Annotated in this window: 20 protein-coding genes; 15 read left to right on the top strand and 5 right to left on the bottom strand. The window is 55.7% G+C overall.

Annotation, left to right across the window (positions count from 1 at the left end):
• Window positions 1–295: 295 nt before the first annotated feature.
• On the bottom strand, window positions 296–2,998 hold the full coding sequence (gene mgtA / locus GC087_RS06200; protein WP_324029964.1) for a magnesium-translocating P-type ATPase: 2,703 nt from the start codon (window positions 2,996–2,998) through the stop codon (window positions 296–298).
• Window positions 2,999–3,643: 645 nt separating this feature from the next.
• On the opposite strand from mgtA, the gene GC087_RS06195 reads away from it, so the two are divergent.
• From GC087_RS06195 to speG, 6 genes are read left to right on the top strand one after another with little or no spacing between them, the layout of a single operon-like run.
• Window positions 3,644–5,218 carry an ABC transporter substrate-binding protein gene (locus GC087_RS06195; protein WP_033739429.1) on the top strand — a complete coding sequence of 525 codons (1,575 nt, stop codon included), beginning with the start codon at window positions 3,644–3,646 and terminating at the stop codon, window positions 5,216–5,218.
• Complete coding sequence (locus GC087_RS06190) at window positions 5,218–6,270, top strand: ABC transporter permease (protein ID WP_324029963.1); 1,053 nt, start codon at window positions 5,218–5,220, stop codon at window positions 6,268–6,270. The genes GC087_RS06195 and GC087_RS06190 overlap by 1 nt, the downstream gene beginning before the upstream one ends.
• Window positions 6,267–7,124: an ABC transporter permease gene (locus tag GC087_RS06185; protein ID WP_054633264.1), complete on the top strand. Its 858-nt coding sequence runs from the start codon at window positions 6,267–6,269 to the stop codon at window positions 7,122–7,124. Before GC087_RS06190 ends, GC087_RS06185 begins: the two co-directional genes overlap by 4 nt.
• Window positions 7,114–7,941 (top strand): ABC transporter ATP-binding protein, encoded by an 828-nt coding sequence (locus GC087_RS06180; protein WP_058702299.1) that lies wholly within the window; start codon window positions 7,114–7,116, stop codon window positions 7,939–7,941. Before GC087_RS06185 ends, GC087_RS06180 begins: the two co-directional genes overlap by 11 nt.
• On the top strand, window positions 7,934–8,617 hold the full coding sequence (locus GC087_RS06175; RefSeq protein ID WP_058702298.1) for an ABC transporter ATP-binding protein: 684 nt from the start codon (window positions 7,934–7,936) through the stop codon (window positions 8,615–8,617). Before GC087_RS06180 ends, GC087_RS06175 begins: the two co-directional genes overlap by 8 nt.
• A gap of 14 nt (window positions 8,618–8,631) precedes the next feature.
• Entirely contained in the window at window positions 8,632–9,177 is a 546-nt protein-coding gene (gene speG, locus GC087_RS06170; RefSeq protein WP_006120674.1) for a spermidine N1-acetyltransferase, read from the top strand.
• Here the strand turns inward: speG and GC087_RS06165 are convergent, their stop codons facing one another.
• From GC087_RS06165 to GC087_RS06150, 4 genes are all read right to left on the bottom strand, one after another.
• Window positions 9,178–9,597 (bottom strand): hypothetical protein, encoded by a 420-nt coding sequence (locus GC087_RS06165; protein WP_006120675.1) that lies wholly within the window; start codon window positions 9,595–9,597, stop codon window positions 9,178–9,180.
• A gap of 96 nt (window positions 9,598–9,693) precedes the next feature.
• Window positions 9,694–10,629, bottom strand: coding sequence for a homocysteine S-methyltransferase (mmuM, locus tag GC087_RS06160; RefSeq protein ID WP_033739440.1), 936 nt, complete (start codon window positions 10,627–10,629; stop codon window positions 9,694–9,696).
• On the bottom strand, window positions 10,619–12,025 hold the full coding sequence (gene mmuP, locus GC087_RS06155) for an S-methylmethionine permease (RefSeq protein ID WP_006120677.1): 1,407 nt from the start codon (window positions 12,023–12,025) through the stop codon (window positions 10,619–10,621). Before mmuP ends, mmuM begins: the two co-directional genes overlap by 11 nt.
• A 137-nt stretch (window positions 12,026–12,162) precedes the next feature.
• On the bottom strand, window positions 12,163–12,498 hold the full coding sequence (locus GC087_RS06150) for a DUF2002 family protein (protein WP_006120678.1): 336 nt from the start codon (window positions 12,496–12,498) through the stop codon (window positions 12,163–12,165).
• Between the two features lie 151 nt (window positions 12,499–12,649).
• On the opposite strand from GC087_RS06150, the gene GC087_RS06145 reads away from it, so the two are divergent.
• The 9 genes from GC087_RS06145 to emrB all read left to right on the top strand — a co-directional run bounded on the left by GC087_RS06145 (window position 12,650) and on the right by emrB (window position 22,329).
• A complete protein-coding gene (locus tag GC087_RS06145; protein WP_033739441.1) occupies window positions 12,650–12,967 on the top strand; it encodes a DUF883 family protein in 318 nt (105 codons plus the stop codon).
• Window positions 12,968–13,259: 292 nt separating this feature from the next.
• Window positions 13,260–13,502 carry a redoxin NrdH gene (locus GC087_RS06140; RefSeq protein ID WP_006120680.1) on the top strand — a complete coding sequence of 81 codons (243 nt, stop codon included), beginning with the start codon at window positions 13,260–13,262 and terminating at the stop codon, window positions 13,500–13,502.
• A 4-nt stretch (window positions 13,503–13,506) separates the two neighbouring features.
• On the top strand, window positions 13,507–13,911 hold the full coding sequence (nrdI, locus tag GC087_RS06135; RefSeq protein ID WP_006120681.1) for a class Ib ribonucleoside-diphosphate reductase assembly flavoprotein NrdI: 405 nt from the start codon (window positions 13,507–13,509) through the stop codon (window positions 13,909–13,911).
• Complete coding sequence (nrdE, locus tag GC087_RS06130; protein WP_416383430.1) at window positions 13,890–16,028, top strand: class 1b ribonucleoside-diphosphate reductase subunit alpha; 2,139 nt, start codon at window positions 13,890–13,892, stop codon at window positions 16,026–16,028. The genes nrdI and nrdE overlap by 22 nt, the downstream gene beginning before the upstream one ends.
• 10 nt (window positions 16,029–16,038) lie before the next feature.
• Window positions 16,039–16,998, top strand: coding sequence for a class 1b ribonucleoside-diphosphate reductase subunit beta (nrdF, locus tag GC087_RS06125; protein ID WP_006120682.1), 960 nt, complete (start codon window positions 16,039–16,041; stop codon window positions 16,996–16,998).
• Between the two features lie 456 nt (window positions 16,999–17,454).
• A complete protein-coding gene (locus GC087_RS06120) occupies window positions 17,455–18,654 on the top strand; it encodes an MFS transporter (protein WP_324029962.1) in 1,200 nt (399 codons plus the stop codon).
• Window positions 18,655–18,925: 271 nt separating this feature from the next.
• Entirely contained in the window at window positions 18,926–19,456 is a 531-nt protein-coding gene (mprA, locus tag GC087_RS06115; protein WP_033739447.1) for a transcriptional repressor MprA, read from the top strand.
• 148 nt (window positions 19,457–19,604) lie between these two features.
• Window positions 19,605–20,777, top strand: coding sequence for a multidrug efflux MFS transporter periplasmic adaptor subunit EmrA (gene emrA, locus GC087_RS06110; protein WP_058702297.1), 1,173 nt, complete (start codon window positions 19,605–19,607; stop codon window positions 20,775–20,777).
• 16 nt (window positions 20,778–20,793) lie between these two features.
• The gene (emrB, locus tag GC087_RS06105; RefSeq protein WP_039340119.1) at window positions 20,794–22,329 is read left to right on the top strand and encodes a multidrug efflux MFS transporter permease subunit EmrB; all 1,536 of its coding nucleotides are present in this window, start codon (window positions 20,794–20,796) and stop codon (window positions 22,327–22,329) included.
• The last annotated feature ends 21 nt before the right edge of the window (window positions 22,330–22,350 follow it).

Below are 22,350 nucleotides of genomic sequence, written 5' to 3'. Positions count from 1 at the left end.
GCGGCGTTCAGATACGTGTCCGTTCGCTGAGCTAACACGCATGATGACGGCAGATCCCTCCAACCCGGATATTGTCAGGTCAGGTTAAATAATTTCGCTGTAATTGTATCAGAGAACGCCACGGCAAGAGCGAGAATGGCAGAAAGGTTCGTCTACGTTATCGACATCACGTTTTTTGCAATGATATAGCACAAGTTCACGAAGACGGGCCGTGCAGATGCGCACAGAGGGAAAACCGGTCAATGCCACCCTCACCTTGTGGCATTGACCGGCGATGTTTTTACGGCTGAAGCATTTAATACCAGCGGCCAAAGCGTTTGATGTACGCCATCTTCATTCCCTGCGCCACCAGACAGTAGCTAAACAGGGTGAGCACCAGCCAGGGGAAATAGTGCCAGGGCAGCGGAACTAATCCCACCAGCGTACCCAGCGAAGAGAACGGCAGCAGGATACCCGCCGCACAGATACCCATCGTGGTCAGCAGCACCGGCAGCCGGGCGCAGCTTTGAATAAAGGGAATTTTCTGCGTCCGCAACATATGCACCACCAGCGTTTGAGACAATAACCCTTCCACAAACCAACCAGACTGGAAAAGCGACTGGGCGCTTTCATGATTTGCCCCGAAGACGTACCACATCAGCGCAAAGGTCGTGACATCGAAAATAGACGATGTTGGCCCCATCCACAGCATAAAGCGCTTGATGTTACCGGCATCCCACTTACGCGGTTTACGTAAAAACTCGCGATCCATCTTGTCCCAGGGCAGAGCCAGTTGAGAGATGTCATACATCAGGTTCTGAATCAGCAACTGGATAGACAGCATGGGCAGAAAAGGAATAAATGCGCTGGCAATCAGTACGGAGAACACGTTGCCGAAATTCGAGCTGGCCGTCATGTTCAGATACTTGATGATATTGCCGAAGGTTTCGCGCCCTTTGAGGACACCTTCGCCCAGCACGGCCAAATCTTTTTCCAGCAAGATAATGTCCGATGACTCTTTGGCAATGTCCGTCGCCGTATCGACAGAGATCCCCACATCGGCCTCGCGCAGTGCAGGCGCATCGTTGATGCCATCGCCGAGGAAACCGACGGTATGACCATTCTGCTGCAGCAGTTTAAGCACGCGTGACTTTTGCTGCGGCGTCAGCCGGGTGAAAATCATGCAGCGCTCCACTTCCGTGCGCAGCACCGCGTCGCTCATGTCATCAATCTCATTGCCGGTCAGCATGGCTTCAGAAGCCAGCCCCACTTCCTGACAGACGCGCAACGTCACCAGCGGATTGTCGCCTGTCAGCACTTTGACCTTCACGCCACTGTCTTTCAGCGCCTGAATCGCTTTGCCCGCGCTCTCCTTAGGCGGATCCAGAAAGGTCAGCATCCCTTCAATGGTCAGCTCGCACTCATCATTGCTGCTGAGTGGCAGCGCTATGCCGTGCTCACGGGTTGCCACCAGGAGGACGCGAAAGCCTTGCTGATTATAATGCTGCGTCAGGTTCAACAGTTCGACGCGTTTCTGTTCGCACAGCGGAATGACCGACTCGCCCTGACGTAGTGTGGTCGCAGCAGCCAGCATTTCCTCGACCGCCCCTTTGCAGATTAACAGTGGACGGTGCGTTTGCAGATCTTCCACCACCACAGAGACACGACGGCGGACGAAGTCAAAAGGCAGCTCATCCACCTTCTGAAACTGGATGCACTGGGCCGCAGACAGGGTTTGCTCTCCAAATTTCAGTACCGCGCGGTCCATCAAATTTTTTGCCCCGCTCTGGCTGCTGCTGTTGAGCCAGGCCAGCAGCAATACGCGCGCATCCTCTACGCCTTCCCCGTTCAGATGCGCCGACAAAAAAATGTTGTCCTGCGTCAGCGTGCCGGTTTTATCGGTACACAGCACATCCATTGCACCGAGGTTTTGAATCGCGTTCAGCCGTTTAACGATGACTTTGCGCCGTGACATCGCAATCGCGCCTTTGGCCAGATTGGCACTGACGATCATCGGCAGCATTTCGGGGGTCAGACCGACGGCAACCGCCAACGCGAACAAGGTGGCGTCCATCCAGTCGCCTTTAGTAAAGCCGTTGATCAGTAAGACAACCGGCACCATCACCAGCATGAAGCGGATCAGCAGTCTGGACACGCTGTTTACGCCACGGTCAAACGCGGTCTGCGGACGACGACCTGAGAGCGAGGCCGCCAGCGAACCAAACCAGGTTTCACTGCCGGTGGCGACGACCAGTGCGCGAGCCGTGCCGCTGGCGACATTGGTCCCCATCAGACAGCTGTTTCTGAGCTCCAGTACGCTGCGACCGGGCTGCTCTGCGATCTCTTCACCTGCGCTGAGATCGTTTTTCTCAACGGGCAGCGATTCACCGGTCAGGATCGCCTGGCTGATAAACAGGTCGCGCGAGGCCAGCAAGCGCACGTCGGCCGGCACCAGATCGCCCGCACTCAATAAAATCACATCGCCGGGCACCAGTTCACGCATATCGATATCGTGACGGCGGCCAGTCGTGCTGCCTTCTTCACGACGCAGTACGGTAACCTGCGTGCGAACCAGCGACTTTAAAGCCTGCGCGGCGCGGTTGGTACGGAACTCCTGCCAGAAACGCAGCAGTCCACTGAGCGTTACCATGGTAAGTATGATGATCACGCCAGACAGATCGGTGTCCTGACCGGCCCGCAGCGGTAGCCAGTAATCGGTTACCCAGCTGACCAGTGCCAGCACCATCAGCACATAGATGAACGGATTGTTAAAGGCCAGGATCAGCTGGACAAACGCGGAAGGCGCTTTTTCATGCACCACCTCATTGCGACCATAATCACCTAATCGCGCCCGGGCTTCCGTGTGCGTCAGGCCCTCATAGCTGCTGTGGAGGTTGCTCAGCGTGACATCGGTGCGATTGCGTGCTTCGCGTTCAATGGCAAAGGGCGTTTTGGTTTTTTTAAGTGCACGCTGGCGGTTGTGAATCATCGCGGCGTGTTCGAGTTTCATGTCGCTCATGTCGACATCTCCCTGATTTAAAGCAACAGATATCCTGCATGCGAAATAAAGCATGCCTGTATTTCCGGTTATTTCCGGTAAAGAGGTTCAGTCAGTTTTTAATAAATAAGCGCGCACGTCCGCCGCGCAGAAAAATAAAAATACCGCGCAATACCGGACCTGGCGAAATAAACGCACAAAAAATGACTGTATGAGAAAGGGTGCGCAGCCCGCGGCTACGCCTGTCGAGGCGGAGGAAAAAGGGCCTGAATATACATAAACATAATGCGCTCTCGCAGTGACTACAGCGTGTATTTCAGGGAGAGCAATCGGATCGTACAGAGAAGATTGCTGCCCGCCAGGTGGCAAGCAGCGAAATGCAGTTAGCTTGCCGGAGTAATAACGTATTTAGGGTGACTGTCCAAAGTATGACTCCTGCGACTATTTTCACTTAGTATAATCTCAGCCCCGTTCGGGTAAAGAAAAATAACGGTTCAATCCCGGTTTCGTTTATTAACCGTTGTGACTTCAGCATGACCGCCTGATCAGCCTTATAACTGTGCTGCATTTGTTATAACTTTTTTGCATATCATTAGCCCATAATCGACTATTCTTTGCATGAGCCCTTTCGTACACTCGCGTTACTTTCTCAGGCAAGGATTTTCCATGAAAAAAATAATTCCATCATTACTGGCCTTGTCACTGGCCACCGCATTCAGCGTTAACGCCGCCACACCAAAAGATACCCTGGTCGTCGTACAGTCAACAGACGATGCAGACAGCTTTGATCCGGCGAAAGGGTTTGAACTGACCAGCGTGCAAGCGTTTACCAACATTTATCAGCGCCTGGTGCAGTCGGATCCACAAAACCCCACAGATTTAAAACCGACCCTGGCGACATCCTGGCAGCCAGGTAGCGATAACCGCAGCCTGACGTTTGCATTGCGTAAAGACGCCAAATTCGCCAGCGGCAATCCCCTGCGCCCGGAAGATGTGATCTTCTCGCTGGGGCGCGTGGTGAAACTGAATCTGGATCCTTCCTTTATTCTGACCCAGCTCGGCTGGAACAAAGATAATGTGGATGGCTTCCTGAAAAAGGTTGATGACAACCATGTGCAGATTAGCTGGACGGCGAACGTCAGCCCGGCTTACGTTCTTAGCCTGCTGTCCGCACCGGTTTCCTCCATCGTCGATGAAAAAACTGTCAGCGCGCACGCCGAAAAAGGCGATTTCGGTAACGGCTGGCTGGCCACCAACTCTGCCGGTAGCGGCCCTTACCAGATTCGTAAAGTGGTGATGCATCAGGCCGTCATCCTGACCGCCAACCCGACGTCACCGGCCGGCGCGCCGAAGATTAAAAATATTCTGATCAAAAATGTGCCGGAACCGGCGGCCCGCCGGTTGCTGCTTGAGCAAGGCGACGCTGACATCGCCCGTAACCTGGGGGCAGACCAGATTGCCTCGCTGCAGGGCAAAAGCGGTGTGAAAACCGACGCGATTCCGATGGCCTCGCTGTATTACATCCAGTTCAACATCGGCAACAAAAACAATCCGGCGTTAAAAAACCCGGCCTTCTGGGAAGCGGCACGCTACCTGTTCGACTATAAAGGCATTGCCGGACAGCTGCTGAAAGGGCAGTTCGATGTGCACCAGACGTTTCTGCCGAAAGGTTTTCTGGGTGCCTTAAACGACAACCCGTACAGTTACGATCCGGAAAAAGCGAAAGCGATCCTGAAAAAAGCCGGCCTGACGAATGTCAGCTTTACCCTGTCCACCAGCAATCAGCCCCCGTATCTGGATATTGCCCAGGCCCTGCAGGGCAGCTTTGCTAAAGGCGGCGTAAAAGTGGAAGTGTTGCCGGGACTGAGCTCTGAAGTTTCTACCCGCGTCAAAGCGCATAACTACGAAGGCACGATCAACGCCTGGGGCGCAGACTACTTTGATCCGAATACCAACGCCTCGTCGTTCGCCTACAACCCGGAAGATGGCAGCAAGACGATTGCTTACCGTTCTGACTGGCATATTCCAGAGCTGAATAAGCAGGTGCTGGCTGCAACCGCGGAAAGCGATCCGAAAAAACGCGTTGAACTTTACCAGGCGATGCAACGTGAAGTGCTGAAAAGCTCGCCTTATGTTATTGGACTGCAGGCGAAAAACCTTATCGCCCTGCGCGATAACCTTAAAGGCTACGTTCAGGGCATTAACCCGGACATGGTTTACTATTCGCAGGTTACTAAGTAATGGCACACTCTGCCTCTTCTGCCGGGTCCGCCCGGCATTTTTGGCGGCGCGCTGGCCGCCTTTCATCAGACTTACTGTCACTGGTAATCACTCTGTCAGGATTGCTGGCGTTTACCTTTATGCTGTCGCATCTCTCGCCGATCGATCCGGTACAGCAAATCGCGGGCGATCATGCCAGTGAAGCGACCTATGCGCAGGTTCGTCACGATCTCGGGCTGGATCAACCGGTACTGATGCAGTTCTGGCACTACATTGCGCATCTGATGCGCGGCGACCTCGGCGTTTCGCGTCTGACGAATCAGCCCGTCAGCAGCGACCTGTTGCAGACGTTTCCGGCCACCATTGAGCTGGCCACCTGCGCAATGATTTTTGCCGTGATCTTTGGCGTTTCACTGGCGTTGCTGGCCGCCTGGAAACCCGGCAGCGTGATCGATAACGTGGCACGCTTTATCTCTCTGTTGGGTTACTCCGTGCCGGTCTTCTGGCTGGGCCTGCTGGGCTTATTGCTGTTTTATGCGGTGCTGCACTGGTCTGCCGGACCGGGACGGCTGGATGATATCTGGGCCTATACGCTGGAGCCGAAAACCGGCTTTGTGCTGATTGACAGCTGGCTGTCGGGCGACCGGGAAATTTTCTGGAACGCGGTGGCCCATCTCTGGTTGCCGGTGGTGATTTTGGGCCTGCTGGCGATGGCGGGCATTACCCGTTTGCTGCGCGCGGCGCTGCTGGAAGAGAGCAGTAAAGAGTACGTGGTGCTGGCGCGGGCAAAAGGCGCGGGCCGGGTGCGGATTCTGCTGCGCCATATCTTCCCGAACGTGCTGGGTACGCTCATTACCGTGATTGCGCTGTCCTATGCCACGCTGCTGGAAGGCTCGGTGCTGACAGAAACCGTGTTTGCCTGGCCTGGTGTAGGGCGCTATATGACCAATGCGCTCTTCTCTGGCGATGTGCCAGCCATTCTGGGGGCCACTCTGTTGATTGGAAGCTGTTTTATTCTGATCAATGCGCTGGCGGACGCCCTCACCTGGTTAACCGATCCGAGAACACGATGACGCAACAACTTACTGAACTTGAAACGGTGCGACCACGACGCAGCCGCCGACGCATCACCTCGTTAACCATCGGGTTAACGCTGGTGGCGATTGTCATTCTGATGGCAGTGCTGGCACCGCTCATCGCGCCTTACGATCCCAATCTGCAAACCATCTCCAGCCGCCTGCTGCCGCCTTCGGCTGCACACTGGTTTGGCACCGATGGCTTTGGCCGCGACCTGCTCTCACGGGTGATCTATGGCGCACGTCCGACGCTGCTGCTGGTATCACTGATTCTGATCCTCACTATCCCGGTGGGCCTGCTGGTGGGCATTACCGCCGGCTATACGGGCGGCTGGACCGAGCGCGTCTTAATGCGCATCACCGATATTTTTCTTTCACTGCCAAACCTGGTGATTGCCCTGGCGCTGGTTTCCATTATGGGACCGGGCCTGATGAACGGTGCGCTGGCGCTGGCGCTGACCAGTTGGCCGCCGTTTGCCCGTCAGGCGCGCGCCGAAACCCTGGCGTTGCGGCGCAGTGACTATCTGGCCGCCGCCCGTATGCAAGGCATTACCGGCTTTCGCCTGATGTTCGGCCATATTCTGCCGCTGTGCCTGCCCACCGCCGTGGTGCGCGCGGCGCTGAGCCTGGGCGGGATTATCCTGGCCGCTGCCGGACTGGGCTTTCTGGGCATGGGCGTGCAACCGCCTACCGCCGAGTGGGGTTCAATGGTTGCGGAAGGCAGTAAGGTGATCTTTGACCAGTGGTGGGTGGCGGCGGCTCCCGGCGCGGCCATTCTGTTTGCCAGCCTGGCGTTTAACCTGACAGGCGATGGCCTGCGTGACCGACTGGATACCCGACATGCAAAATAACATTCTTGTGGAGTCACTCAGCATCCGCAGCGAGGCGGCGACACTGGTCGACAATATCAGTTTCTCCATCGGGCGGGAGCGCGTGGCGCTGGTCGGTGAATCCGGTTCGGGTAAATCGCTGACCGCCCGGACGTTAATGGGCTTACTGTCCCCTGCCCTGCATCTGCAGGCCAGCCAGCTTCAGGTCGCGGGTGAAAATGCCCTGACCCTGAACGAGCGCGGCTGGAGTAAGCTGCGGGGCGAGCGCGTGGCCATGGTCATGCAGGACCCCAAATATGCGCTGAATCCGTCACGGACGATCGGCTGGCAGGTGGAAGAGCCGCTGATTCTGCACCGTCGTCTGAGCCGCGCAGCGCGCAAAGAAAAGGTGTGCGACATGCTGGATGCCGTCGGGCTGCCTAATCCGCGCCAGTTGATGCAGGTTTATCCGCATCAGCTGTCCGGCGGGATGGGACAACGCGTGATGCTGGCCATCGCCCTGATTACCGATCCGGCCTTTTTGATTGCCGACGAGCCGACATCCGCACTGGATCACGCCATGCGCGATCAAGTGCTGTCGCTGATTCGTGAGCTGGTGGAGTCCCGCAACATGGGCCTGCTGCTAATTAGCCATGATCTGCAACAGGTCTCAGAGCACTGCGAGCGCGTGATGGTAATGTACAAAGGTCGCGTGCTGGATACGCTGCCTGCGGCGGATTTGCCGCGCGCAACCCATCCCTACACTCGCACGCTGTGGTCCTGCCGCCCCAGTAAAGCCACGCACGGACAACCGCTACCGGTGCTGGACCGCGCAGCGCTGGAGGCCCACCATGATTAATCTGCAACACCTGAGCGTGTCACACAAACAGGGTTACGATCTGCGTACCGTCGTACACGACGTTAACCTGCAGGTTAACGCGGGCGAGTGTTTTGGTCTGGTCGGCCCGTCTGGCTGCGGCAAGTCATCTCTGCTGTGGGTGATGGCCGGACTGAACCCGCACTGGCAGGGGAATATGGAACTGGCAGGGCACAAAGTCCTGCCGGGCAAAAGCTTTACCGGCGCGCTGCGTCAGGAGGTGCAGATGGTGTTTCAGGATCCCTATGCCTCCCTGCATCCCCGCCATCGCCTGCGCCGTACGCTGTCCGAGCCGCTCAACCTGCTGAAACGGGACAACATCGACGATCGTATTCATGAGGGATTTCGCCATGTGGGGCTGGATCCGTCGCTGGCCGATCGCTATCCTCATCAGTTGTCCGGCGGTCAGCGCCAGCGTGTGGCTATCGTGCGCGCCCTGTTGCTTCAGCCCAAAATACTGCTGCTGGATGAGCCAACATCGGCACTGGATATGTCAATCCAGGCTGAGATTCTCAATCTGCTTAACGATCTTAAGCGTCAGGATGGTCTGACGATGGTGCTGGTCAGCCATGATCCCGATGTGATTGATCACATGTGTGACCGTGCCGTCCGGATGGCGCAGGGACGGATCGTTGAGCAGATTGCCGCCTCAGCCTGATGCAAGGAAAAACCATGAGCATCCGACTTCGCCCACTGGAACGAGAAGATCTTCACTTTGTGCATCAGCTGGATAACAACGCCAGCGTCATGCGCTACTGGTTCGAAGAGCCGTATGAAGCCTTCGTGGAATTGTCCGATCTGTACGATAAGCACATTCACGATCAGACCGAACGGCGCTTCGTGGTTGAGCATGAGGGGCAAAAAGCGGGGCTGGTGGAGTTAGTGGAGATTAACCATGTTCACCGCCGCGCTGAATTTCAGATCATCATTGATCCGGCGCATCAGGGCAAAGGTCTGGCCACCCAGGCGGCGAAGCTGGCGATGGATTACGGTTTTTCCGTGCTGAATCTGTATAAGCTCTACCTGATCGTCGATCAGGAAAATGAGAAAGCCATCCACATCTACAGCAAACTGGGCTTTGAGATTGAAGGCGTGCTTAAACACGAATTCTTTATCAATGGCGAATACCGCAACACCATTCGTATGTGCATTTTCCAGCATCAGTATCTGGAACGCCATAAAGCACCGGGCGGTATGGTAAAACCTACCGCCCAGTAATCAGCCGCGTGCGCCGACCGGGTTCATGTAAGGCTTTGGATGCTCGGGCTCCAGGTTATACATGCCCCCGTAGAACGGATCGACCAGCAGCCAGCCGGGGAAGCCCAGCAGTGGAATATTCCCCAGCAGGTACCACAGGTTGGCACGGGCTTCGATCGGCACCGTGACGGGCACATAGCCCGGACTTTCCAGCATCAGCAAATAGTGCTTTTTACCAAAATAGCGATGGGTGGATTTTTCCAGGATGACGGTTTTTGGCGTATAGCCTTCCGCAACCGGACGACCAGTTTCATCCTGTACGGTAAAACGCGCGCCGGGCGGCTGCGAATCGATCAGAACCGATTGGGTTTCGTTGCCAACAATGGTGGCGCAACCGCTCAGTAGCATCGCGGCAGCGAGAGCCAGAATGTGCTGTTTCATGGCAGGATCCGATAAAAGTCAGGAAGCACAGTGTAAACCGCCCTTCCCACCTTTTCATCCTTCTCAATCGGGCTATCATCGCCCGATTCTGCTGCTTTATTGCGGTTGACAATGGCGGGCAATCGCCGCGATGTCACGGGGTGAGGTGCGGCAGCAGCCGCCAATCAGTCGGGCGCCGGCCTGCTGCCATTCGGCAAATTTGTCATGCAGCGTGCAACCTGAGGGCGCGGAGTGCCAGCTTTTGCTGTTGGCATCGTACTGCTCACCCGAATTGGGATACACCACCAGGGGCTTCTCTGTCAGGCGCTGAAGCTGCTGCAGAGCGGGTGTGACACTGTCCAGCGCGATGCAGTTGATCCCCACGGCAATAACCTGCGGCTGCGCATTCAGGTAGGCCGCAACGTCACGCAGCGACGTGCCATCGCTGAGGTGTTCCGCATCACGCAGCGTAAAGGAGAACCAGGCACAGCTGTCAGGGAATTCGCGCAGCAGGTTGACCAGCGTCTGCGCTTCGGCAAACGAAGGCAGGGTTTCACAGGCCAGCACATCCACGCCCGCTGCCAGCAAGGCAGCTATCCGGGGGCGATGAAACGCCATCATCTCGGCTTCGGGCAACGTATAGTCGCCGCGATATTCCGACCCGTCCGCCAGAAACGCGCCATAAGGGCCCACCGAGCCTGCTACCAGCAATATCCTGTCGTCTGTCTGCGTCGCCAGGTAATCTGCGCGGGCACGTTGAGCCAGTTCGACGCTTTGTGCGATCAGCGCCAGCGACTGCTGTTCGTTCAAACCGCGTGCCGCAAAGCCTTGTGGCGTCGCCTGATAGCTGGCGGTAATCGCGCAGCGCGCGCCAGCAGCAAAATAGTCATAGTGCACCTGGTAAATCAGCTCAGGATTTTCCATCAGCACTTTCGCGGACCACAACGCATCCGTCAGATCGCAGCCCCGGGCTTCCAGCTCAGTCGCCAGCGCCCCATCCAGAATCAACGGAGCAGTCTGCTGCAGTGCGTGTGATACAGGATTACGCGACATCTCTGGCCTCCTTAGCCTGTGATTTTTTGTGGGTCACATGGTAAGCGCCATAGCAAAACAGCACAAACGGAATTCCGCACCACAGGGCAATGCGCTGTGAGGGATCAAACGCCAGCCCGGCACAGGCCAGCAGGCAGAGTAAAAAGCCCAGAATCGGCGTAAACGGATAGAGTGGCGCGCGGTAAATCAGGTCCGCTGGCGCTTTGCCCTGCTGCACATGGCGGCGACGGAAAACATAGTGCGATGCACAGATGCTGAGCCACACCGCCACGACGGCAAAGCCAGAGATAGCAGACAGCGCCACAAATACGGTGTCCGGCGCGACCACACTGGAAAACAGCGCCAGCAGCCCGCCAATCATGCTGACGGTGATAGCCAGCAGCGGTACGCCACGTTTATTTACCCGGGCGAAGGCGCGCGGCAAGGTGTTTTCATTGGCCAGCGACCACAGCATCCGGCCCGAGGCATACAGGCCCGAGTTCGCCGCTGACAGGATGGCCGTGAGGATAACAAAGTTGATGATATCCGCCGCCCATGGAATACCGATTTTCTCAAACACCAGCACAAACGGGCTTTTGACGATACCGGCCTGATCCATCGGGATCAGCGCCGCCAGCACGAAGACGGTGCCGACAAAGAACAGGATGAGACGAGCGACGGTGGTACGAATAGCCAGCGGCACGACTTTTTGCGGGTTTTCGGTTTCACCGGCGGCAATACCGATTAACTCAGTGCCGGAAAAGGCAAAGTTCACCGCCACCATGGTCATGATGATCGGCAACACACCGTTGGGCAACCAGCCGTGCGCGGTAAGATTGCTCAGCCCGGGTGCTGGCGTACCGTCCTTCATGGGAATAAACCCGAACATGGCTGCACCGCCCAGGACGATAAAGGCGACAATGGTGATGACCTTGATGATGGAAAACCAGAATTCCCCTTCCGCAAAGAAGCGGGTAGAAATCACGTTCAGCAGATAGATGGCAATACAGAAGACCAGGCACCAGATCCAGACCGGCACATGCGGAAACCAGTACTGCATACAGAACCCTGCCGCCGTCAGGCTGGACCCCAGCGCGACGGTCCAGGTCAGCCAGTAGAGCCAGGCCACGGTATAGCCGGTTGCCGGACTCAGATAGCGGGCCGCATAGACGTGGAATGCGCCGGTTTCGGGCATCGCCACGGACAACTCACCCAGGCAGGCCATGACCAGCCAGACCACCAGCGCGCCAATCAGATAAGCCAGCAGCGTACCGGCGGCCCCTGTCGTGGAAATGATGTAGCCGGTGTTAAAAAACAGGCCCGTACCGATCACGCCGCCCAGCGATAACATCACCAGGTGGCGTACTTTCATGGTTCGCTTGAACTGACCCTGCGAAGACGTATTCTGCTCGCTCATAAACCTCATCCGTATGGACGTCTAAACATCTATATGCAGCAGATTTATACGCGTCGTCGCGCCGAAATGCAACGGGCGAAGCGGTAAGGTGCCAGAAAGGCCGGGATCGGCGCCCCGTGATAACGGGGCGGAATGCGTTAGCCAAACACGCTTTGCAGGTAGCGTTCCAGCGCCATTCGCGAACTGAAACCGTGCGGAATACCGTAGTGTTCCTGCGTATCACCGGCCAGGTAGAGAGGGAACTGTGTGTAGTGATCACAGGTTTTCATTTCTGAGGCCGGTTCGGCGAAAGGCTGACTTTTTTCTTTTAACGTCGGGTGGATGACCAGCGCCGTGCGCCCCATGCGCGCTTCGCGATTGACGTAAACATAGTTGTCGCCACGACGATAGCCGTACGCACGGGGGGTAATTTCATCGACTTCAAAGCCCACTTTTTCCAGGACGCGCGCTACCTCATCTGGTCGTAAATACATGCTTGATCCTCTCCTCTTCAAAAGCCACGCAACCTTACATCAGCGTGGCTGTACGGGCATTCGGAATTTTCCCTAAAGGGTCGTCCCGCGCCTCGTTAAGCAAAACGTGGTCTACACTGAGTATTACGTGTTAATGACAAGGGAGCCAAAAATGTTTAATCGAACGCAAAAAAACGATGACATTGATATCAATCAGGATGTTAATGAGTTGGCAGATTCACTTGAAGCCCTGCTGAAGTCTTACGGCAGCGAGGCCAAAGACGAAGTCAATTCTGCGCGCAGTCAGGCTGAAGCCCTGCTTAAGCAAACCCGGGCAAAACTGAACGGCGGCGGTAACCGTGTCACGCAGGTGGCCCGCGATGCCGGCTATCAGGTTGACGCGTATGTCCATGACAAACCCTGGTACGGTGTCGGTATCGGCGCGGCCGTCGGCATTGTGTTAGGCGCACTACTGGTTTCACGCCGCTAACGCTGTTCCACCCCGTTATCATCCGCCTCGCTCACTGAGCGGGGCTTTTTTATGCCTGTTTTTTAATCAATCAGCTTTACAAATTTATTTTTCGGGTGGCAGAGCGCGCCAGGCCTGACTTGCCGCGATAATCGCGATTAACCCTACATATGGTGCTATTGACCGCCATAAATACTACATCTAGTATTCATTTCATTGTCAGCCCACAAGATGTTTGCACGAACGAAGCCTGATTCAGGAATATACACGTCGTTATTCGCAGCAGGACCGCAATGAAAGAGGAATACGAATCATGCGCATTATTATTTACACTAAAAACCACTGTGTCCAGTGTAATGCCACGAAGAATGCACTGGATCGCCACGGCATCGATTACCAACTGATCAATCTGGATACCCAGCCGGACGCAATCGACAGCCTGAAAGCGCTGGGCTATCGCCAGGTGCCCGTGGTGATGACCCATGACGATCACTGGAGTGGCTTTCGTCCTGACAAGATAGCCCGTTTAACCCAAACCACGACCATCGGCGGGTAGTCACATGTTCCCACTGGTCTATTTTTCCAGCCAGTCGGAAAACACCCATCGGTTTATTACCCGTCTGGGCCTGCCCGCGCACCGCATACCGATTGAGAGCAAGCAACCGCTGCATATTCACCAGCCTTATATTCTGGTGGTGCCGAGCTATGGCGGTGGCAGTCATCGCGGCGCCGTGCCCAGACAGGTGATTCAGTTTCTTAATGATGAAGCCAATCGTCGCGGTCTGCGCGGCGTGATCGCGGCCGGTAACCGTAACTTCGGTGAAGGCTACTGCCTGGCGGGCGACATCATTGCTAAGAAATGTCAGGTTCCCTACCTGTATCGGTTTGAACTGATGGGAACGCCGGACGATATCGCCAATGTAAAAGCGGGAGTAACCCAATTTTGGCAACAACAGACACTCTGAACAACGTTGCGCTGGACTACCATGCGCTGAACGCCATGCTGAATCTGTACGACGCCGATGGCCGTATTCAGTTTGAAAAGGATCAGCAGGCGGCGCGACAGTTCCTTATTCAGCACGTGCAACCCAATACGCTGCACTTTGCCAGCGTAGCCGAGCGCCTGCGCTATCTGGTTGCAGAAGGCTACTATGAAGCGGACGTGCTGAATCAGTACGATTTTGACTTCCTGTGTGCCCTGCACGATGAAGCCGACGCATGGGGTTTTGAGTTCAAAACCTTTTTAGGCGCGTGGAAGTACTACACCAGCTACACGCTGAAGACATTTGACGGCAAGCGTTATCTGGAAACCTTTGCGCAGCGTGCCTGTATGGTGGCACTGACGCTGGCACGGGGCGACGAAAGCCTGGCACGCGCAGTGCTGGCGGAAATCCTCAGTGGCCGTTTTCAGCCTGCCACGCCGACGTTCCTTAACTGCGGCAAGCAACAGCGCGGCGAGCTGGTTTCCTGCTTCCTGTTGCGTATTGAAGACAATATGGAATCGATTGGCCGGGCGGTGAATTCCGCCCTGCAGCTGTCCAAACGCGGCGGCGGCGTGGCGTTCCTGTTGTCGAACCTGCGGGAAGCCGGTGCGCCGATTAAGCGCATTGAAAACCAGTCTTCCGGCGTCATTCCGGTCATGAAAATGCTGGAAGATGCGTTCTCCTATGCTAACCAGTTGGGCGCACGTCAGGGAGCGGGCGCAGTCTGGCTCAGTGCTCACCATCCTGACATTTTACGTTTTCTGGATACCAAGCGCGAAAACGCCGACGAGAAAATCCGCATTAAAACCCTGTCGCTGGGCGTGGTGATCCCGGACATCACCTTCCAGCTTGCCAAAGAGAATCAGCCGATGGCGCTGTTCTCGCCCTACGATGTGGAGCGGATCTACGGTCAGGCGTTTGGTGATATCAGCGTTAGTGAGAAATATCACGAGATGCTGGCGGATGACCGCATTCGTAAAACCTATATTCAGCCGCGCGATTTCTTCCAGACGCTGGCGGAAATTCAGTTTGAATCGGGTTATCCCTACATCATGTATGAGGACAGCGTCAACCGCGATAACCCTGTTGCCGGTCGCATTAATATGAGCAACCTCTGTTCAGAGATTTTGCAGGTGAACAGCGCCAGCGAGTTTAATGAAGACCTGAGCTACCGCCGCGTGGGAAAAGACATTTCCTGTAATCTGGGTTCCCTGAATATCGCGCATGCGATGGACTCGGGCAATCTCGCACAGACGGTGGATACGGCAATCCGCGCCCTGACGGCGGTATCAGAGATGAGTGATATTGCGTCCGTGCCTTCCGTTGCAGAAGGTAACCGGCGTTCCCATGCGATCGGCCTGGGCCAGATGAACCTGCATGGCTATCTGGCGCGGGAAGGCATCGTCTATGGTTCCCCGGAAGCACTGGATTTCACTAATCTCTATTTTTACTGTGTGACCTATTATGCGCTGCGCGCCTCGAATCAGCTGGCAAAAGCACGCCAGCAAACCTTCGAGGGTTTTGAGTCCTCGACCTATGCCACCGGCGCTTACTTTGACAAGTATCTGAACGCTGACTGGCAGCCGCGCACCGCCCGCATTGCCGCCCTGTTTGCCAAAGCGGGCATTGCGCTGCCCGGACGTGAAGACTGGCTGGCGCTGCGTGAAGCGGTGATGACCTCGGGTTTATACAATCAGAATCTGCAGGCTATCCCGCCCACGGGGTCGATCTCCTACATCAATCACGCCACCTCCAGTATTCATCCGATTGTGTCGCGTATTGAGATCCGCAAAGAGGGTAAAACCGGTCGCGTATACTATCCCGCCCCCTTCATGACCAATGACAATCTGGCGTTCTATGAAGATGCCTACCAGATTGGGCCGGAGGCCATTATTGATACCTACGCTGAGGCAACCCGACATGTGGATCAGGGCCTGTCACTGACCCTGTTCTTCCGGGACGACGTGACTACGCGCGACATCAATAAAGCGCAGATTTACGCCTGGAAGAAAGGCATCAAAACGCTCTATTACATTCGACTGCGCCAGATGGCCCTGCAAGGCACCGAAGTGCAGGGCTGCGTCTCCTGTGCACTGTGAGAAACCTGTTATGCAACTTCGACATATTCACGCGATTAACTGGAACCGGATTCAGGATGAGAAAGATCTTGAGGTCTGGAACCGTCTGACAAGCAACTTCTGGTTGCCGGAAAAAATCCCGCTGTCCAATGATTTGCCGGCCTGGCAGACGCTGGACAAGTCACAACAGCAGCTCACCATTCGCGTCTTTACCGGCCTGACGCTGCTGGACACCATTCAGAATGTGCTGGGCGCACCGGGGTTAATGCCTGACGCGCTGACGCCGCATGAGGAGGCGGTGCTGTCGAATATCAGCTTTATGGAGGCGGTGCATGCCCGATCCTACAGCTCGATTTTTTCGACCTTATGCAATACCAGCGATGTGGATGCGGCGTACCAGTGGAGTGAAGAGAACCAGGCCCTGCAAAATAAAGCCGGGATTATCCTGACCCATTACCGCGCTGACGATCCGTTAAAGAAAAAAATCGCCAGCGTCTTTCTGGAGTCGTTTCTGTTTTATTCGGGCTTCTGGCTGCCGATGTACTGGTCCAGCCGCGGCAAGCTGACCAATACGGCGGATCTGATTCGTTTAATCATCCGCGATGAGGCGGTACACGGCTACTATATCGGCTATAAATACCAGAAAGCGCTTGAGCAGGTCGATGAGGGCCGCCGCGAAGCCTTACAGCAGTTCGCCATCGATCTGCTGCTGGCGCTGTATGAAAATGAAGTGGCCTATACAGAAGCGCTGTACGGCGAAACAGGCTGGGCAGACGAGGTGAAAACCTTCCTGCATTACAACGCCAATAAAGCGTTGATGAATCTGGGCTACGAGGCTCTGTTCCCGGCGGAGCTCACGCAGGTCAATCCGGCCATTCTGGCGGCACTGTCACCCAATGCGGATGAGAACCATGATTTCTTCTCGGGCTCAGGATCGTCTTACGTGATGGGGAAAGCGGTCGAAACCGAAGACGAAGACTGGAATTTTTAAGACGTTGTGTGCCGTGCTGTCAACGGCACGTTTCCCCTTAGCGAAGGGACAGGCGCGCGGCATTTTCACAGCGCGCTGAACCTTCCCTCTCCGTCCGCGGAATGGGTGCCGATCGCGCCACAATAAATGACGGTAACGATTTGGCCGCCGTTGCCAGGGTTAACCAGACCGATATCACTGCTCACGCACTGACCGCTCTCAGCATCGCGCTGCCTTTGGCATGGCGTTGAGAAACCCGTTTATTCCGACGCCAAAACGGGGCGCCGTACCCGGATCCAATCTGACAGAGGGATAAGTCTGTGCCTGCCACGACCCGAGAGATCGCGACCAACAAACCCGACGTAAACGGCTGTCGATCTTTACTGTTACCCGACTATCACATAAACATAGCTATCAAATTATTTTTTAGGTTATTATTAACGCCACATTATTATTCATCTTTGCTACTGACGACCTATGACAACGTCTCACCCTGGTTTATCTTCCGCGCTGGTGGGACTGATGTCCGTTGCCACGGGACTGTGCGTCGCCAGTAATTATTATATTCAGCCTCTGCTGCATACTATCGCCCTTCACTTTCACTTATCCGTCGCATTCGCCGGGTTTATCGTGACCAGCGCGCAACTCGGCTATGCCTGCGGTCTGCTGTTGCTGGTCCCACTTGGCGATATGCTGGAACGGCGTGGACTGATTGTTGCCATGATGGTGCTGGCGGCGCTTGGTATGGTGATCATTGCCCTTTCCTCCTCCTTTCCTGTGTTGTTACTGGGAACGGTACTCACCGGGCTCTTTTCTGTCGCGGCGCAAATTCTGGTACCGCTGGCGGCCACCCTGGCCCGCCCGGAAACACGGGGCAAAGTGACCGGCACCGTTATGAGTGGCTTGCTGTTGGGTATTTTGCTGGCGCGCACCGTGGCGGGCGGCCTGGCTCAGTTGGGCGGCTGGCAAACCGTCTACTGGGTCGCCAGCGTCTTAATGCTGTTGATGGCGCTGGCGCTGTGGCGCGCGCTGCCGCGTATTACCCCCTCGGTCTCGTTAAATTATCCGCAGCTGCTGGTTTCCATTTTCAGGCTGTATGCGGCCGACGCTGTTCTGCGCACCCGGGCCTTTACCGGTTGCCTGACGTTTGCCAATTTCAGCATCCTGTGGACCTCAATGGCCTTTCTGCTCTCTTCCGCGCCCTACGGTTATTCGGAAGGGGAGATCGGCTTACTGGGGCTGGTGGGTGCCGCTGGCGCACTGGCGGCCAGAAAAGCCGGGGCGCTGGCGGACAAAGGTAAAGCGAAACTGACCACCAGCATGGGCTTGCTGATTATGCTGCTGTCATGGAGCGTGACCACCTGGGGCACACAGCATCTTGCAGCTCTGATTATCGGCATTTTGCTGCTGGATCTGGCGGTACAGGGCGTGCATATCACCAATCAGAGCGTGATTTACGCGCGTCAGCCTGATGCCCGTAACCGCCTGAATGCCGGCTATATGACCAGCTACTTTATCGGCGGTGCGCTGGGTTCGCTGCTGTCTGCCAATGCCTATCATCTGGGCGGCTGGCATGGGGTTTGCGCAGCCGGTGCAACACTGACGTTACTGAATTTACTTGTCTGGTGGAGGAATCACCGCTTAGAGCAACCGAATAGCCAGAATAGTGTGATTTAGCCTGTTCAGCCGAGTGTGAGTTTGCTATGGTTGGCCCCAAAGTTATTCACGTCGGTTATTTTTTCTTTCGAAATCATTTGATGTCGTACCGTTTCGCTCTACGACCAACGCCTGTGATATCGATGCGCACCACCTTCACCCTGGGGTCAAGGACAGATCTTGAATCACCACAGTGGAACAGCCCGAGAACACCGCTTCTGTGTCCGGTGACTCAACAGTCATGCTGTCGCCGTGGTTACTATAAAAGTTGAAATTAGTGAGGTTTTTTCTAATGGAAAGTTCGTTTACTCCCATTGAGCAAATGTTAAACATCCGCGCCAATCGTCATGCGGATTTCCCCTTTCAGGAGATTCTTCTGACGCGACTCTGCATGCATATGCAAGGTAAGCTGCTGGATAATCGTAATAAAATGCTGAAAGAACAGGGCATCAATGAAACCCTGTTTATGGCATTGCTGACCCTGGATGCGCAGGAAGATCAGAGCATTCAGCCTTCTGAACTGAGCACCGCGCTGGGTTCATCACGTACCAACGCCACGCGCATCGCTGATGAGCTGGAAAAACGCGGCTGGATTGAGCGCCGTGAAAGTGCGCAGGATCGCCGCTGTCTGCATCTGCATCTGACCGACAAAGGTAATGCCTTCCTGCAGCAGGTTCTGCCGCCGCAGCATCAGAGCCTGCAATATCTGTGGTCCGCTCTGACCGCTGACGAAAAGTCGCAGCTCGAAAGCATCACCCGTAAGTTGCTTACCCGACTGGATAAAATGGAAGAAGACAAACTGTCTGCCTCGTTATCACGGTAATAGCAAGATCTGCGACACAATCACCTGACGAAATCGTTATTTTAACCCTCTTTCATCCGGCCAGCGCTTAGTCGCTGGCTTTTTTGGCTCGGGCGAAGGCGAAAACGGACTTGACCTCGCCGACATAGTGGAAAACGTGGAGAAATACATGAGTGCATCAGAGGCGCAAAGCCCGCATCAGCCTGTGAACAACAAAAAGAAAAAGCGCAAAGGCGCACTGATTTTACTGGCGCTGGTGGTCGTACTGCTCGGCATTGCGTGGGGCGTATACTGGTTTTTAGTGTTGCGTCATTTTCAGGAAACGGATGATGCCTATGTTGCGGGTAATCAGGTGCAGATCATGGCCCAGGTATCAGGCAGCGTGAACAAAGTCTGGTTTGACGATACGGACTATGTCAAAAAAGGGGATGTGCTGGTGTCGCTGGATAAAACTGACGCACAGCAGGCCTTTGAAAAAGCGCAGACGGAGCTGGCTACCAGCGTTCGTCAGGTGCACCAACAGATGATTAATGCGAAACAGTATCAGGCCACCATTGCACTCCGTCAGACGGCGTTGGATCAGGCGCAGGCCGATCTGAAACGCCGCGAACCGTTGGGTGCGTCCAACCTGATTGGCCGTGAAGAACTGCAACATGCGCGCGATGCCGTGGCCTCCGCGAAAGCAGAGCTGGATGTGGCAATTCAGCAATACAACGCCAACCAGGCGATGATCCTGAACACCTCACTGGAAAACCAGCCTGCCGTAAAACAGAGCGCCGCGCAGCTGCGCGACGCCTGGCTGGCACTGCAACGTACCGACATTCGCAGCCCGATGGACGGTTATGTCTCGCGTCGTAGCGTCCAGGTCGGATCGCAAATCAGCACCAGTACCCCGCTGATGGCTGTCGTCCCGGCGACGGATTTGTGGGTGGATGCAAACTTTAAAGAAACCCAACTGGCAGGCGTGCGTATTGGTCAACCGGCCACCGTTGTGGCAGATATCTACGGCGACGATGTGGTCTATCACGGCAAAGTGGTGGGGCTGGATATGGGCACAGGCAGCGCGTTTTCCCTGTTACCTGCACAGAACGCCACGGGCAACTGGATTAAAGTCGTTCAGCGCCTGCCAGTGCGCATTGAGCTGAACCAGGACGAAGTCGCGAAGCACCCACTGCGTATTGGCCTGTCAACGTTGGTCAAAATTGATACCGACAATAAAGACGGTAGCGTACTGGCTACCAGCGTACGTCAGCAGGCAGCCTACAGCACTAACGCGCTGGCCATTGGCCTGGCACCGGTTAATACGCTGATCACCGATATCGTCCACGCGAACGCCGGATGATGAGCCGGAGGCTGTAATGGCACAAACACCGCTTAAAGGGATGCCGCTGGTCTTAATGACCATTGCGTTATCGCTGGCGACGTTCATGCAGGTTCTGGACTCTACCATTGCGAACGTTGCGATTCCGACGATTGCCGGTAACCTGGGGGCGTCCAACTCCCAGGGAACCTGGGTCATCACCTCATTCGGGGTGGCCAATGCTATCTCGATTCCGATTACCGGCTGGCTCGCCAGGCGCATCGGTGAAGTCAAACTCTTTACCTGGTCCACTATCCTGTTTGCGCTGGCCTCCTGGGCCTGCGGTATGTCAGAAAGCCTGGAGATGCTGATTTTCTTCCGCGTCATTCAGGGGATCGTGGCCGGTCCGTTGATTCCGCTGTCGCAAAGCCTGTTGCTGAACAACTATCCCCCGGCCAAGCGCAGTATCGCCCTGTCGCTCTGGGCGATGACGGTGATCGTGGCCCCGATATGTGGACCGATCCTCGGCGGCTGGATCAGCGATAACTACCACTGGGGCTGGATCTTCTTTATCAACGTTCCTATCGGGGTTGTCGTCATTATGCTGACGCTGCAAACCCTGCGTGGTCGTGAAACCCAGACACAGATTCGACCGATCGATACCGTCGGCCTGGTCCTGCTGATTGTCGGAGTCGGTTCGCTGCAGGTCATGCTGGATCGGGGTAAAGAGCTGGACTGGTTTAGTTCGACGGAAATCATCGTTCTGACCATTGTCGCCGTGGTGGCGCTCGTGATGTTGCTGATATGGGAGTTGACGGATGAGCATCCGATAGTCGATCTGTCGCTGTTCAAATCGCGTAATTTCACCATAGGCTGTTTGTCGATTAGCCTGGCCTACATGCTCTATTTTGGCTCGATTGTCCTGTTGCCGCAGTTGCTGCAGGAGGTCTACGGCTATACCGCAACCTGGGCCGGGCTGGCGTCGGCACCGGTGGGGATTATCCCGGTTATCCTGTCGCCGATTATTGGGCGTTTCTCGCATAAGATAGACATGCGGCAACTGGTAACGTTTAGCTTCATTATGTATGCCATTTGTTTTTACTGGCGAGCTTACACCTTTGAGCCCGAGATGGACTTTGCGGCCTCCGCCTGGCCTCAGTTTATTCAGGGCTTCGCGGTGGCCTGCTTCTTTATGCCATTGACGACAATCACGCTTTCCGGTCTGCCACCGGAGCGCATGGCCGCGGCATCCAGCCTGTCTAACTTTGTGCGTACGCTGGCGGGCTCGATTGGCACTTCCATTACCACGACAATGTGGACGGATCGTGAGGCAATGCACCACAGCAACCTCACCGAATCGGTGACGCCGTACAACATCAATGCGCAGCAGATGTACAGCCAGCTTGAAGGGATGGGCATGTCGCATCAGCAGGCATCGGCCTACATCGCCCAGCAGATCACCAATCAGGGGCTGATTATCTCTGCCAATGAGATTTTCTGGGCCTCGGCGGGCGTGTTCCTCGTCTTGCTGGTCCTGATCTGGTTTGCCCGTCCACCGTTCGGCGCAGGCGGCGGAGGCGGCGGCGCGCACTAGCGGCTGCCGCACTGTCTTCGC

The sequence above is a fragment of the Pantoea sp. JZ2 genome (assembly GCF_035191405.1).
Taxonomy (GTDB): Bacteria; Pseudomonadota; Gammaproteobacteria; order Enterobacterales; family Enterobacteriaceae; genus Pantoea; species Pantoea stewartii.
Note: the sequence above shows the minus strand (reverse complement) of the source record. Positions and strands in the feature narration are given on the sequence as shown.